This is a genomic window from Bythopirellula polymerisocia (assembly GCF_007860015.1).
In the GTDB taxonomy this organism is placed as follows: Bacteria; Planctomycetota; Planctomycetia; order Pirellulales; family Lacipirellulaceae; genus Bythopirellula; species Bythopirellula polymerisocia.
In genome coordinates, this window is the sequence record NZ_SJPS01000001.1 from 824,536 (window position 1) to 838,269 (window position 13,734).

9 protein-coding genes are annotated in these 13,734 nt (G+C 52.6%); 4 read left to right on the top strand and 5 right to left on the bottom strand.

The features are described from left to right. Positions 1 to 35 precede the first annotated feature (35 nt). Together Pla144_RS03295 and Pla144_RS24425 are read right to left on the bottom strand one after the other, a co-directional pair. Positions 36 to 1,808 (bottom strand): FG-GAP repeat domain-containing protein, encoded by a 1,773-nt coding sequence (locus tag Pla144_RS03295; protein WP_146447876.1) that lies wholly within the window; start codon positions 1,806 to 1,808, stop codon positions 36 to 38. A gap of 221 nt (positions 1,809 to 2,029) precedes the next feature. Then, positions 2,030 to 3,424 carry a DUF1186 domain-containing protein gene (locus Pla144_RS24425; RefSeq protein ID WP_197530354.1) on the bottom strand — a complete coding sequence of 465 codons (1,395 nt, stop codon included), beginning with the start codon at positions 3,422 to 3,424 and terminating at the stop codon, positions 2,030 to 2,032. A gap of 60 nt (positions 3,425 to 3,484) precedes the next feature. Between Pla144_RS24425 and Pla144_RS24430 the strand changes: the two genes are divergently transcribed. Then, a complete protein-coding gene (locus Pla144_RS24430) occupies positions 3,485 to 3,646 on the top strand; it encodes a hypothetical protein (protein WP_197530355.1) in 162 nt (53 codons plus the stop codon). Between the two features lie 448 nt (positions 3,647 to 4,094). Continuing rightward, entirely contained in the window at positions 4,095 to 8,372 is a 4,278-nt protein-coding gene (locus Pla144_RS03305) for a hypothetical protein (RefSeq protein WP_146447877.1), read from the top strand. Between the two features lie 197 nt (positions 8,373 to 8,569). On the opposite strand, the gene Pla144_RS03310 is transcribed toward Pla144_RS03305, so the two are convergent. The 3 genes from Pla144_RS03310 to Pla144_RS03320 all read right to left on the bottom strand — a co-directional run bounded on the left by Pla144_RS03310 (position 8,570) and on the right by Pla144_RS03320 (position 12,291). Then, the gene (locus tag Pla144_RS03310) at positions 8,570 to 9,394 is read right to left on the bottom strand and encodes a hypothetical protein (protein WP_146447878.1); all 825 of its coding nucleotides are present in this window, start codon (positions 9,392 to 9,394) and stop codon (positions 8,570 to 8,572) included. 1,604 nt (positions 9,395 to 10,998) lie between these two features. Continuing rightward, on the bottom strand, positions 10,999 to 11,424 hold the full coding sequence (locus Pla144_RS03315) for an RrF2 family transcriptional regulator (protein ID WP_146447879.1): 426 nt from the start codon (positions 11,422 to 11,424) through the stop codon (positions 10,999 to 11,001). Positions 11,425 to 11,493: 69 nt separating this feature from the next. Further along, positions 11,494 to 12,291 (bottom strand): phosphoadenylyl-sulfate reductase, encoded by a 798-nt coding sequence (locus Pla144_RS03320; protein WP_146447880.1) that lies wholly within the window; start codon positions 12,289 to 12,291, stop codon positions 11,494 to 11,496. Positions 12,292 to 12,593: 302 nt separating this feature from the next. Between Pla144_RS03320 and Pla144_RS03325 the strand changes: the two genes are divergently transcribed. Then, positions 12,594 to 13,106 (top strand): hypothetical protein, encoded by a 513-nt coding sequence (locus tag Pla144_RS03325; protein ID WP_146447881.1) that lies wholly within the window; start codon positions 12,594 to 12,596, stop codon positions 13,104 to 13,106. A 141-nt stretch (positions 13,107 to 13,247) separates the two neighbouring features. After that, positions 13,248 to 13,733, top strand: coding sequence for a hypothetical protein (locus Pla144_RS03330; RefSeq protein ID WP_231936143.1), 486 nt, complete (start codon positions 13,248 to 13,250; stop codon positions 13,731 to 13,733). Position 13,734 lies beyond the last annotated feature (1 nt).

Below are 13,734 nucleotides of genomic sequence, written 5' to 3' on the forward strand. Positions count from 1 at the left end.
TCATCTTACTTAGTCCGGCCTCTATCAATCCGCACTTATTCAACGGTAAGTGGAACACTTAAATCGACTTGAGTCGGTGCCAAACATTGCCGCTCGTTGCAGGCTTGGTAGTGGACTGCGCAGTCAATGGATTGCTCTCCCTTGGCAGCCTTTTGGGTGATCTCAATCATGCGTGTGAAAAGTGCCCTGTCCGCGAATACAGCATGGCCATCGGGCGAAACCGAGCGGGCAGTTTTGGGCACTTGCCAATCACCAACAGCCTCGATGCCTTCAGGCAGTTGCAGTTCAAGCCGCGTGGCAATCTCACGCGGCTTGGCATCCAGTGAGCGAATTTCCCACAGGGGAGCGATATCGAGTTCGACCATGACTTCTGTTCTCTTCCCAACTTCGGCGTGCTCACTCTTCATCCTAAGGGTCGCAGATACATGCTTGTCCTCAGTGTGACGGGTGCGTGGCACACTGGCAGTCTTAGTCGTCTTGCTTTCGGGTTCGTCTTTGCGGAGAAACACCCAGACATGGCCATGTGAAATCGCGAGATCGAAGGCACTGTCCTCCTCGCCTCGTGTTCTTGCCAGGTAGTGACGCATCTGTTTCGCCCATTCAGCTTCGTCTGCCTCCATCGCTTTATATTCCTGGCTTTCCTTCAGCTCCGTGTAGGCCTTCGACCACGCCTCGTCCGCTTCTTCGGAGTAAATCTCGTCGCCCGCATAGCGCTCCTGAAAATCTTCACGAAGTGTTTTCATTTTGTCCGCGAAGACCTGAGCAATCTCCGCTCGCTCGGAAACTAGTTGCTGGACTTCGTCCTTTTCGCTGTCGGAAAGATCTTTTCTCAAGTCGTAAGCAGAATAGAAATCGCCCACCAACAGATCAAGTTTCCCATCGGCATTGAAGTCGGCTACTTCAACTTGCGATCGAATACCCGGCACAATGTCGTCCTCGCTCCAAAGCAAGTTGTCATACCCCTCACCACGACATTTTTCGACTAGGAGTTCACCCGCGGCAAACTCGGGGGCTTCCTTTGTGCCAATGTTGCGGAACCAGGTGACACTCCCATCGTCGCTCCCCGCCACGATATCCCACACTCCATCCCCATCCCAATCGGCTACTACGGGACAGCAATGGGCCTCCACCTTCAAGGGTTCGTCACCGACCTGGATAGTTTCGTTCTCCGCCGCAAAGCTAAACTCAGTGGGAGTCCCTTCATTCCTGCGGAGCTTGAGATGCCCGTCGAAGCAGCCGATCAGCAGATCAAAGTCTCCGTCCGCATCCCAATCAACCGGTGTGAAAAAACTACCGAAAGATTGGTAATTCTGCTGCTGCTCCGGCGAACTCCGGACCGGTACGCCTGCCTTGTCAAGCAATTCCTCGCGGGCAGCCAACTTGTGTTCCGGCAAACCCCGAAAGAGATAGCAATGCCCCGGGTCATAGGAGTTGCTGATCATATCGCGGATGCCATCGCCATCGAGATCAGCAAAGCGGGCCTGGCAACCGATGCAACAATAGATGCGTACATTCGCATCTTCATCCCCCGCCTGAATGAGTCCCGCGTCCGTATACTCGGGGTTTGAAGCGGTTCCCACATTTTTGTAGAGGTGAAACTTGCCACTAAAGTCGCCGACGATGAGGTCCTGTAAACCATCGCCGTCCACATCCTCGACGCAAGGGCTGCTGTGGCCCCATGCCTCACCGGTGTCGATCACTTTGCCATCGGCTGAAAGCCGTACCGGCTGTTCAAGCTCGCCAGCCAGCAAAGCAAAACTGCTGCTCAAGAAGACCACTAGAAGAAACACACCTCGACGAATAACCATGCTACAGTCCTCCACGGCAGAGTAGTTTTCGCATACCGGTTGCCCTCCACAACGGGACGGATCGACTTCAATGTTGCGATAATCGGTTTTGGGCAGAGCAGTATCTTCCTGTTTCGAGACGAGATTCGCTCAGGAAGTTCCATTATCCTTGCGAAATGTGGATAAAGCCAATGCCGGTGTTTCAAAACCCCCTTGCGAATATCGCAGAGCTGCTGCAGTTATTATCGGCAGCACTTCTTGTACTTCTTCCCACTCCCACACGGGCAAGGATCGTTGCGGCCAATCCTTTCGCCCCGGGAAACGGTTGTCTCAGGCGCTGACACGTTGTTAGATGGCAACGAGCTATTATTGTACGCCTCCACAAATTCAGCCATCTCTGTTTCCGATGTCATGTCGTAACCGGCATCCATTCCAGACATGAAAAACGATTTGGCCATTCCAAAATTCTTGGGGTCAGACAATTCTGATTTTAGCCTTCCCACGACTCCTTCCGTATTCAGCCATTCGATGATCGATTTCGCGTCTGGAACCTCAAACGCGCGATCCAGGTATTCCCAAAACTTCGTGAGTTCAAAGACAATTGAATCTGCCGCCTCCGGTTCGGTTGAGACTTTGCGAGGAACATACTCAAAAACGAACTCGGTGAGACTGGCAACCGTCATCATGTCGATGGTTTCGCCGAGGTAGTTGAGTCCGAATTCAAGCAGCAATCGAAACCATCCCAGCTCGCCATCACTATCGATTACCTGTTGAGCCTCGTTTGAATTGGAAAAGAGGTCCCACGCGCGCTCGTAGTAGGCTTGCTCGGCATCCTCATCTATTTCGCCAAACATAAAGATTGGTTGAGTAGAAAAAATGCCGATTCCCACTTCCTTGGTAAGATCCTCCAGTGAGTTGTAAGGGTCTCTGGGCATCTCCAGCCCAAGGCTTTCTACTCCCAGCGCTTGCCGGACATCCTCCCATTTTCCCATCATGCCAATGTCGAGAAAGTCATTGGCGAAAGCTCGCTCAATAGCTTCGGCAGCGTCAACGGCTCGTAGATCAACTAATTCAACAAGCACCGTCGTATTGAATTGAATACTATCCTCGGTGGAGTCCGCCATCATCTCGGTCAAGTAAGCAGTAATTTGATTCCGAGCTTCCTCATGATACTTGGCCACGCAACGCAACCCTCTTACCGCGATCGAGCGAACGAACTCCTGCGTGCCTGCATCTTGGGCAACGAGAACCAACGGTTCGATGGCAGGTTCTCCGATCTTTCCAAAGACATGTGGCAATTCTTCCGATACCCAGTCGTCGAATTCGTCGTCCAATTCACACAGCATGTCGATCAGCGGTTGAACAGCTGCAGCGGACTTTAAGTCGGCTAATGTTCTCCATGCGGTGACGGGCAGCAAATCGATGCCATCCAAGTCACGATCAAGTCCACTTTCGCTGCTTAGCCACTCCGGATCACTCCATTTACGGACGATGTCAATCAGCTGAGGAATATCCTCGCCGGAAGCACGACACGCAGTGATGTAGTATCCTTCCTGTTCTTCCCAGTCGAAATAATTGCGGGGACTTCTCGCATTGCACAAACGTTCTACGATCGACGTTTCTTGTTGGCTGGTCATAGGACAATTCACCTCCTGGGCAACCCTTTTTCCACCCTCGTTCTAATCAGTTCCAGCGTCTTGAACAACCAGAATTTTGGCTTCGAACCAGAATTCACCGCCAAGCTCTCCAAAGCCGGCGAGCACATCATGGAAGTCCCCATCCGCCACGACTCGGGCAAAAAAATCGGTCTTCGCGACGGCCTCAGCGCGCTGTGGTGCATCGCGCGGTATGGGTGGTAAGCGCGTAGGCCGGAACAAGCCGTGCGCAGTTCCGGCACTGCACTCGAACCACTAACCCCCAACAACCCACCACCCGCCACGCACCACTAGCCACCTCCATCAATCATAAATCATAAATCTACCCGTCTCCCCAACCCCCCGTTCCCAGCCCCAACTCCATCTGACTCGCGCCTAGCGCCTAACAACTAGCCTCTAATTTGTCCCGTCTTTCCCGCGCAGGCGGGAAACCTCTGCAATTCTTTGATTTGCGAAGAGGGGGTATTAATACTCACTAACGAACCTCCCACAACATCTCAGATTGCCGATATTTCCCAGATAAAGATTTCTGGGAGATTAAAACATCATACCTGTGTCGGGCTGAGGCGGGCTAACGTTGACAGCCACATAGACTTTCTGCCTAGCCTAGTTGCCTACGCGTCGAGGGTGTTATGAGATATAATAATAAGTCATGATCACGGACGACCCTACGCCAACATATCGAGGCTACCGGCGGCAGGCACTATACGCCTTGTTTCGCTTGTTCGATGATGGTCTACCCGAAGGGTCTGTGATTCAGCCCGAGGGGAACGAAGATCTCGCAGTTTTCGACGCTGCCGGGTCGCTCGTCGAGATCGTTCAGGTGAAGGACCACAGCGACAACCTCGCTGCGTCGAGCTTCAAGCCGTCATTCTATGAGCGGATCGCCCCACACTGTGCCGCTGGTTCGTCGACGATCGTTCGCATTGCATCTTTCGGGCCGATTGGTCCCGACCTTCAGAACGCCGTCTCTGGAGACGCCACCGCGCAGGCACGGGTCTTGAAGACGTTAACCAAAACTCGGACACGCGAGCAAAAGCTGGCCGATGGGAAGACAAAGACGCATACCATTCCAGGGCTACCGCAAGCTGACGCCAAGAACATAATCGACCACGTCGAGCTTACTCCGGTCGCCGAAGATGTGTTAACGGGCGCAGTTGTCAGTGCGCTGACAAAGACCATCACAGGAGTCGATGCCCAACACGCATTCGACTTCTTAATGTGGTGGTTACTCACTTCTTCTGAATCGCAGTTGAGAATTGACAGAAGCAGAGCCATAGCCAAGGTTGGACGTATCGGCAAGTTTTTGTCGCAGCGTGCCGCTTACCACGATGAGTGGTACACATCTATCGTTCCAATCGGTCCCTCAGATAACGCTGGTGGCGACAAACGCGTTCTTGCTGAGGAGTACTATCGGGGTGGACGCGTTCGATTTGACCACATTCATTCGGACCTCGACGTCCCACGCGACCGCTTCTTAAGGGAGATTCACACTGCCTTCACTCGTCAAAACGTCGTCGTTGTCCACAGCGCATCCGGGCAAGGAAAGACAACGCTCGCCTACCGGTATGTAAAGGAATTCGCCCCCTCAGACTTTCGTCTAGAGGTTCTGACTTCATCGAACCTGAAACACGCACGGCGGCTCGCTCTGGCACTAATAGGCCATGCCGAAACAGTTGAAGTCCCCACCTTGGTTTATCTCGATGTGAGGCCTGGCGACAGCTACTGGTCCGAGGTCGTTCGTGAACTTGCGTCTGTCGTCGGAATTCGAGTTCTAGTCACAATCCGCGAGGAAGATTGGACCCGTGCACGAATTAGTCCTGCCGACTTTTCGTTTGCCGAGGTCCCACTGTCTTTTGAGAAAGAAGAAGCCGAGCCGATTTACCGTCGATTGGAAGCACTCGCAGACCCATCACGTCACCTTGATTTCGACGACGCTTGGAATCAGTTTGGCGTGAGGAAGACACTATTTGAGTTTGCCTACTACATCACACAGGAAGAGTCGCTCGCAGACCGGATATCGTCACAAATCGAAGCACTGCAAGACGCGGTAATCCGTGGCGAAAGAGGTGAGAGCGAACTGGAATTGCTACGGCTTGTGGCTGTCGCCTCGGCCTATGAGGCCCGGCTGGACCTTGCGAAACTTCTCGATTGCTGCGAACTCGTTGCTCCGCAACGCACGATTGAACGCTTTAACGACGAGTACTTGATTCGCGTCTCAGAGGAAGGTAGTCATGTCGAGGGGTTTCATTCGATTCGTAGCGAGATTATCGCAAACAAGCTGACCGACCCCGCTGCATGCCCTTGGGCCGAAGCGGCTTCTCGGGCTTTGCCGCTGATCGTCGAAGACGACTTGGAGAGCTTTCTGCTCTGCGCCTTCTCCCGCAATCCCGATTCGTCCAAAGTCCTGACTGCTGCCTTGGATGAGTTTCGACCCAAGACGTGGATAGGCGTTCATGGAGTAGCAGCATCGCTCATGTGGAACGGGATCAAGGAATACAGTGAGCAAAACATTGAGCTTCTCGATGAAGTTGTCCAGAAAGTGAGTTCCGGCTGGTATGCCATCCTCGACTGGGATTTGGGGCAGGTGCTGGGAAAGGAGGGGTTTCGGCTGTTCGAGAGCCTTGAGCACATTTCGGACGAAGCTGCCAAGGCGGCTGACTATGCACGCTCCGTGAAGGTAAGGCAGTCCGACAAGGGCAATGTATTCTTGGGCCTGCGTAACTGGCTGAGCAGTTTTACCAAGCCGCCGTCACCTCCCGAAGATATGCAAAACCTCATCGCAATGGGGGAACTTGTGTTTTGGCTTGGGCATTTGCAGATCGAATCTTCACTCTGCGAAGCGATCACCGGAGATGTCATCGACACGGCGCTCAACGAACTTCACGTGTACTTGCTTGGAGAGTTCATTCGTGGCATCCGAACGTGCGACCCTGAAACGTATTGCGAGTGGCTCAAGTCACATCGCGAGGACTTGGTCACCCACTTACGGAGTGAAGCGGCCATCGCCGAGTTGGATGAAACCGACGATGCTGTGGTAGCTCACTACGCAATTGACATCGATCGACAGTCGACGGTACTTCGCACGCGTGGGAATCGGTCTAGGGCCTCCGAAGCAACCATTCACGATTTGACAATTGAGCGAGTGGAGTTGCTAAGCAACCTATTTGCAGGAAAGAAGCGATACGGTGCAGTTGGTTACGGACACCGTATGTCGCTTGTTACACAGTCTTCAGACGAAGCAGAAAAACCAGGAGTATTAGCCAAGAATCTGCACGCGACATGGCCACCGCGATTCAATGCCTTAGCACGCGGCCATGTAGAACGCAGGTTTCGGCCTAATAGCTGGGCAGATTACTTCCAATCACTTCAAAAAATGCGAGAGAGTGTATTGGCTGCGATAGTGGACTTGCGACAAGCGATCCCATCATTGGCGAAGCCGCCGCCAGCGGGCGGCGGCGTTGCGCTTCAAAACCCCACCAAATGGGACAAATGCCGAAAGGAACTCAATGGGCAGTTTTTGCTCCCAAAAGTGGCTGTCGATGAATGGGGGTTCGTGACCGAAACCTCATCAGGGGACGCCACCGATTCTCGAAGTGAGCGATACTCTGGATCACAACGATTTTCACCGGTACGGAAAGCAGTAAGCGAATACACACGAACAGTTGGAAACTTCATGTCCCAGGTGCTGGACTGCATGGTCCTCGTGCCGTATTTGAGAAATGCCGAATCACAATCGGCCAAGAACAATCTACTGGCGAAGGCGTCGACACTAGGAATCAACGAACACTCGATTCGTCTCTCAGTGATCAATGGCGTCGACGCATGCGCCGCCGTGGACCAGCTACAAAGAGCAACACGAACGGTCTTTGGAGATGCCAAACTCCCCGGTGCAGATTCGGTATTCTGTGAGCGTGAACGCAGGGCGATCATGACAACAATCACCGCATGGTGCATCTTCATCGACGGTATTCCGGCAGAAAACGGCGGGAAATCAAATAAGAGATCACGCCCAAGGAAGATCAAACCCCGGAAACCCACCGGCGTTGGCGACTTGCTCGTGCAAACGAGAAACCGATTAAAGAATTCGCTTCAAGCACTCCGCAAAGAAGGTATTGAGGCACGCATCTTGTCCGAAACCGTACCGTGGAATGGCATGCCTACTCTATGGATTTCTTATAACACAAACCATCCGCTTGCAACGCTGAACGCCGTGGAGAGGATGTGGCATCAACTGGTCGGCGCATTTCGGCCAGATCGAGAGAAGATTGTGAGAGTGAAAGCATTCGACTTGCTCTGGTCAGCGATTATTCTAGTTCCTCTTGTGGGGGGAAAGAGCTTGGAACGTCAGGTGCTACCACATTTCAAGGCGGTGACTTACTCGGAGCCACCTGACCTTCAAGAGAGTCCATGGCGGCTGCAACCAGAGAACACTCCAGAAGACGTTTGGCCTCGGCTGGGACTAGAGCACTGGGATGCGCAACCAAGTTGGGCACAGTTTGATCATTTCGCGGCGGCCTACGGGCTGTTGTTTCATCATGTTGATCACATGGCGGATTTTAACCGGCTGCCGGACGATCTCGACGAATTGGGCTTGTCGATACTCCAGTCATTTCTCGACCACGAAACAACCCGTGCCCAGCCGGTATTGCAAGAAGTGTTCGACACTTGCGCCGAAGTTCTGAACGCCTTCCCCGAAATCGACGATGTGGTTATCGAAGTCAGACCGAATATCCACCTGTGCATGCAGCTGATTGTGGACATGAAGGACGCGATCATGCCGACAGCGGACTTCCACGAACAAGCCAAGCTGTCCATCGAAGAAGTCGTCGATTGGCGGGACAGGCTATTTGCGGGCATGCAGCAATTTGGGGTTGCACGGTACCTGTGGATCAGCGATTCGCTAGGATTCGGAGCGTGGAACGGTTAGTTGCAGGAGACTCAATATTCCAACACCGCTTGTCTTAATGATCCGAATCGGTCACCAAGGAAACAACAGCGAAATCGGATATTTCCAAACTGCGATCAAGTGGACCACCCGCTTGCGATTGATAATGCGGCCAATTGCATGAAGTGAAAAAGTCTTCAGCAGCTGTAAGGTACCTCAGCCGTAAACTCCAAAGCCAGCTAAGTCTCTCTTTCGACCAAAAGTTCTTTGACACACTGATTAATCTTGTGGCGGAAGTCGTTGGAATACGACATTCCAACGACTTGGCCATTTTCTTCGTTGAATTCAAGCCAGTCACTCTTGTGCCCCATTAACGTTATGGTTTTCCATTTGCCATCCGGCAGAATTACTTGGACAAAGTTACAGGTCCATTCTGTCTTTAATGGTGGACGGGGACACGTACTTTCCTCTTCAGCCGTGAGGAATCGATAAACTGGGGGTACCTTAAAAATGGACTCCTGCGGAATCGGCTTGTCCGCTGGTTCTTGCATAGCGATTGTCCGAATCACTAAGAGGTCATCGAAATACTCATATCGAAATAGAAGGAAAGGGTAGTCATATAAACTGAAGTTTTTGTGATCGTCACTGACCCATCCTCGCCAAAATACATAAAGGACATTTAGCTTGATGAACTCACCGTGCGAAGCTACTGCCAATTCATATCCACCACCGAACGCCTCGTCTAAACTCTCTCGGGCAAACTGCTCCATCGTCAGAAAATCCCCGATCGTCGACGTCCCATGCAGCACTGCTTGTACCGCCAAGTTTGGATCGGACTCTATGTTCGGCGGATCTTGATAGACCTGTTTCAGGTAATCAATCAGCAATTCTCGGCCTGATCCAATAACGAACGCTTTTCCGATGGTTGGCGTGAGTATCTGATCAGAAGCAAGCCCAAATGAATCTGCCATAATTGACGCTGAGGATTCTCCCAAAGACAAGTCTTCCGCATAGGAGACAAAGCCAGCAAACCGAATCTCGCTCCAAGTGGACGCGGACTGCATATTAATGTATTCCCTAAGACGCTGTGCATCGAAATAATCATGCTCACAACGCAGCCGTAGCTCGCCAACAAAATCCATTGCCGTAGTGCGCTTACCTGCCCATCCAATGACCAAATTGTCCGCAACAATCGCAATTTTCTGACATAGTCCTATTGGGCCCTGATAACCCGACGGCGCATTCCTGAACGCAACCTCTACCGAAGGCAGGGTTGTCACCCTATCAGGCTCAACTGGTCCCGATAGCAATAGGTCAGCCAGTATAAGCGGATGACCGGCAATTCGGAGCGCTGCGACGGCAGTCATGACATTGCGCTTGCAATATGTCGTTTAAAAATTGTAATTGTCTTAATCTTGATGAAAATCGCAAGGTCAGCCGCAACCTGGTGGCTATGATTTGACAGGCTACCAATCCCTACAAGAAACCTTCAGCGGACACTTCGAGCCTCGCAGATACGATTGATTCGCCAATCTGTCCAGGCCGCAAACGCCGACCCTGATTCTGGCGATGCACCACCCCATTTTGGACACATCGCAGTATCTCTACTTTCTCACGTGAGAGAAAAATAGCTAATCTGTGGAGGATCGTTTATAGCAGTTAGTGGTTGGAGAGTGTGGGGCTAGGATTCGGGGGAATGGGGGGACGGGTAGATTTATGATTTATGAATGATGATTGATGGAGGAAGCTAGCGGTGCGTGGCGAGTGGCCATTTATCACTCATCAATAACTTTCCCTGTCCCCTTTCCTCCGCGTACTCCGCGACTCAGCGGTGATCAATCTTCCTTCCTATCCCTCTGACTGGCGGCTAGCAACCAGCGACTCGCGCCGTGCCGCTCAGAAGAAAGCGGTTAGTCATTAGTCGTTAGCAATTAGCCAGACCCCAGTCCCCAGATCCCCGTCCCTTCTTCTCTGACTAGCGCCTAGTAACTAGCGCCTCGCGCCTTCCTTGCCGTGGCCCAAAAATCGTTGTGGAATTCCACTTCCTGATCGCGATAATGGGACTTGCCACATAACAGGGGTCGATCATTGACAATCGGTTCTTTTCGAATCGCTCGCGCAGCGATGAGGTGAGAAATCCGTCTTTGCAGAAGAGAGAGTTTTGTAACGAGGAGCCGGAGTTTTGTTTTACAAAACTCACAAAACTCTCAAGCGTCGGTTGCGACGTAAGTCTTGATCTGCAAAGGATTTGAAGCGAACGACGCCACTAAAAAAAGAAGGGGTTTTGTTTTGTAAAAAAAGTTTTTTACTAAATGGCCGCGACAAAACCCCCGTTACGGTGCGCAGGATCGAACAAGGAGGATGGCGCTGCGCAACCATAGTAGGCGTGGAAATGGAGTGGGGTAATGAAGGAATGGAAGGAATTGGGGAATAGAGAGGAAGAGCTGAAAACCAATGACTATTGACTAATTGCTAATGACTCAAAGTGAAAACAGTTGCTGACCCAGTAGCTTGAATCCGCGGTGTTTGCTGCTTCAGGCTTATTAGCTATTAGCTATTAGCTGTTGGCATTTAGCCAGAAAAAAGGCGAAACTGCGGCGATCTCTGGCTAATAGCTAACGGCTAACAGCTTTCACTCTGAGTAATGACTAACAGCTAATAGCCCCTCTCAGATGTACCACATCGGGTCGGCCTCAACGGCGGCGCGGTCCAACAGATCAGCGAGCGTGATCGCTTCGAGCCGTTCACGCTGAACGGCAGTCAGTTCGGCACAGACTTCCAAGAGCACGGGGGCCAACGGAGAGGCATTTGCTGCCGAAGTGGTCGAATCGGTCGAACCTTCGACGACATCCAAGAGTTCTGCCAGCGTCACCTCTTGCGGAGGCTGAGTGAGTTGGTAGCCGCCACAAGCGCCGCGCGTGCTATTGACTAATCCGGCGCGCTTAAGTTGATGGAGAATTTGCACCAAAAACTGCGCGGGGATGCCATGCCGCTCGGCAATCAACCGATGCTGCACCGGCTCACCGGTGGCATAGTGCTGGGCCAATTCGAGCATGGCCAGGCAAGCGTATTCTGTTTTGGCGTTGAGGTTCATGGCAAGTTACGAGTTACGAGTTACGAGTTGCGAGTACTCAGAACTCGTAACTCAAAGCTCGAAACTCATTTAGATTCCACTACCGTCGGATTCTTGAATCGTGTGCAGGCCGCATTCGGTTTTGCCGGTGCCACTCCAGCGACCAGCCCGATCATCGGTTTCTCCTTGGCCGATGGCGCGGGTGCAGGGCCAGCAACCAATGCTGGGGTAGCCCTGGTCGTGCAGCGGATTGTAGAGCACGTCTTCCGCCAGGATGCGATTCCAGATGTCGCTCTTAGACCAATTGGCCAGCGGGCTGACCTTCACGAGGTTGAATTTCTTGTCCCAACCCACAATTGCAGCTTGTGCCCGGTCGGCACTCTGGTCGCGGCGGATGCCACTCATCCAAGCGTGTTTGCCTTCTGAGGCTTGTCGCAATACTTTGATCTTGCGATCGAAGCAGCACTGGTTCGGATCGGTCTTGTAGAGAGGCCCTCCGTGCAATGCCTCGTATTCTGGAACTGACAATTCGGGCTGGAGCATGTCGACTTCGATGCCGTACTTCTCCGCAATGCGGTCACGCAAGTCGAGTGTCTGTTGGAACTGGTAGCCTGTGTCGAGATTGAAAACATATGTCTCGGGCGCCACCTTGGCGAGCATCGACAAGATCACGCACCCTTCCGGGCCGAATGCGGTGGCCATGGTAAGGTAGGGGGCGAACCGTTCGTGGGCCCAAGTGATGATCTCTTCAGGGGTTGCCGACTCCAGACTCGCACTGGCGGCGGACAACTCGGCCAGCAACTCGGGAGTCGGTTCCAATTGCTGCGGCGCCCGGGGAACTGAGATTCTCTGTCGCGAGTCTCGTGGGGAGGAAGTCATCGTGGGCATGGCGCGGGGTTCCTTGGCAGGCCAGCGGAATGGTGGGGAAATCGCTCGAACGCTGTAATCATAACTAAGTTGGTCAACTAAGTCAAGTATACGACTCTTTGCCTCTATTTCGGCGATTTATGAACGTGGGAACCAGCCAATCTGCTGAGAAGCCATCGGTAGGAGTGCTAGCACTGACTTCTTGGAGACTAGGTTAGACAACAGTCCAGTGTGAAAATATGCCGATTGTATGAGTTATAGGGCTCGCCATGCCTCAAGGTTTGGCGGCCTGATTTGCCACTCAACTTGCGAGGAGAGACTGCATGTACCGCTATCCAAATACTCTTGCACAACTTACTTATTGCACGATGGTGGGAATTCTGTGTGCAGGCCTAAATGTTCATCTGGCAACAAATTCGCAAGCCCAAGTGAATCAGGCATCTTATCAAACGCCTGCCGCAGCCTATTTCAGTTCCGGGCAGGGCTACTATCGTCAAGCAACAGTGCCTCAGCAAGCAGTGGCAACCCAAGTGGTTCAGTTGAATGGCAACAAGCCGTTTCAGAATATCCAGCGAGGACCCACCGTGAGTCCCTACCTGTCACTCGACATGCCAGAAACAAGCACAAGCCTGCCCAATTACTATGCCTACGTGAGGCCGCAACTTCAGCAACGGGAAACGAACGAAGTGCAGGCCGAAGAGATTCGCCGCCTGAGACAACAGGTTCGCATGAGTGGTGGGCGTGGGAGCATCTCCAAAAACACCAATGAAGGAATGCCAACGACAGGGAGCAGCTCACAATTCTTGAATCTCGGCAGCTATTTTCCTGGGCAGTAAGCGACCTACGAAACCAATTGCAATGAAGCCCCGGCAAGACTGTCGGGGCTTTTTTTGCGCGCTTTTTGCTTGTTCGCGAATTGTGGTAGAATCTAGTCACACTTCAGCACAAGACTCTCATTCACGAAGGAACTCCTTGCCATGTTACGTTCCACGAACCTCGTTTGCTTTATAGTCTTCCTGTGCTGTAGTCTGCCGACCTCTGCCGACGAACCCGCCGTGAAAGACTCGCAGGCAGAGAGGGAATCTGATCTAGCAAGTTCACTCTCTGGCGCCACCCTGGTCGGCAACTTCACAATCACCGGCCAGGAGCAACTTGCTCTGAAACCAGAGCGTTATGAACTGACAAGTGTCAAACACCTGGAGGGCGACAACTGGCTCTTCGTCGCCCGAATTCAATACGGGGACCACGATGTGACCCTGCCGATTGCGCTTCCCATCCTTTGGGCCGGAGACACGCCGGTAATTACTGTCGACAACATCGGCTTCCCCGGCCTGGGTACCTACTCTGCCCGAGTAATGATCTACGACGACCACTACGCCGGTTTCTGGAGTGGTGCCGATCACGGCGGACACTTGTTCGGGGTGGTGGAGCGGGGGGATGCTACGCCGCCAGCGGCGGAGTAGG

What these genes read in the sequence shown, in the direction of transcription:
- Pla144_RS03310 (WP_146447878.1), bottom strand. Translation starts at nt 9,394, where the DNA reads ATGCAGTCCGCGTCCACTTGGAGCGAGATTCGGTTTGCTGGCTTTGTC.
- Pla144_RS03320 (WP_146447880.1), bottom strand. Translation starts at nt 12,291, where the DNA reads ATGCCCACGATGACTTCCTCCCCACGAGACTCGCGACAGAGAATCTCA.
- Pla144_RS03330 (WP_231936143.1), top strand. Translation starts at nt 13,248, where the DNA reads ATGTTACGTTCCACGAACCTCGTTTGCTTTATAGTCTTCCTGTGCTGT.
- Pla144_RS03295 (WP_146447876.1), bottom strand. Translation starts at nt 1,808, where the DNA reads ATGGTTATTCGTCGAGGTGTGTTTCTTCTAGTGGTCTTCTTGAGCAGC.
- Pla144_RS03325 (WP_146447881.1), top strand. Translation starts at nt 12,594, where the DNA reads ATGTACCGCTATCCAAATACTCTTGCACAACTTACTTATTGCACGATG.
- Pla144_RS03315 (WP_146447879.1), bottom strand. Translation starts at nt 11,424, where the DNA reads ATGAACCTCAACGCCAAAACAGAATACGCTTGCCTGGCCATGCTCGAA.
- Pla144_RS24425 (WP_197530354.1), bottom strand. Translation starts at nt 3,424, where the DNA reads ATGACCAGCCAACAAGAAACGTCGATCGTAGAACGTTTGTGCAATGCG.
- Pla144_RS03305 (WP_146447877.1), top strand. Translation starts at nt 4,095, where the DNA reads ATGATCACGGACGACCCTACGCCAACATATCGAGGCTACCGGCGGCAG.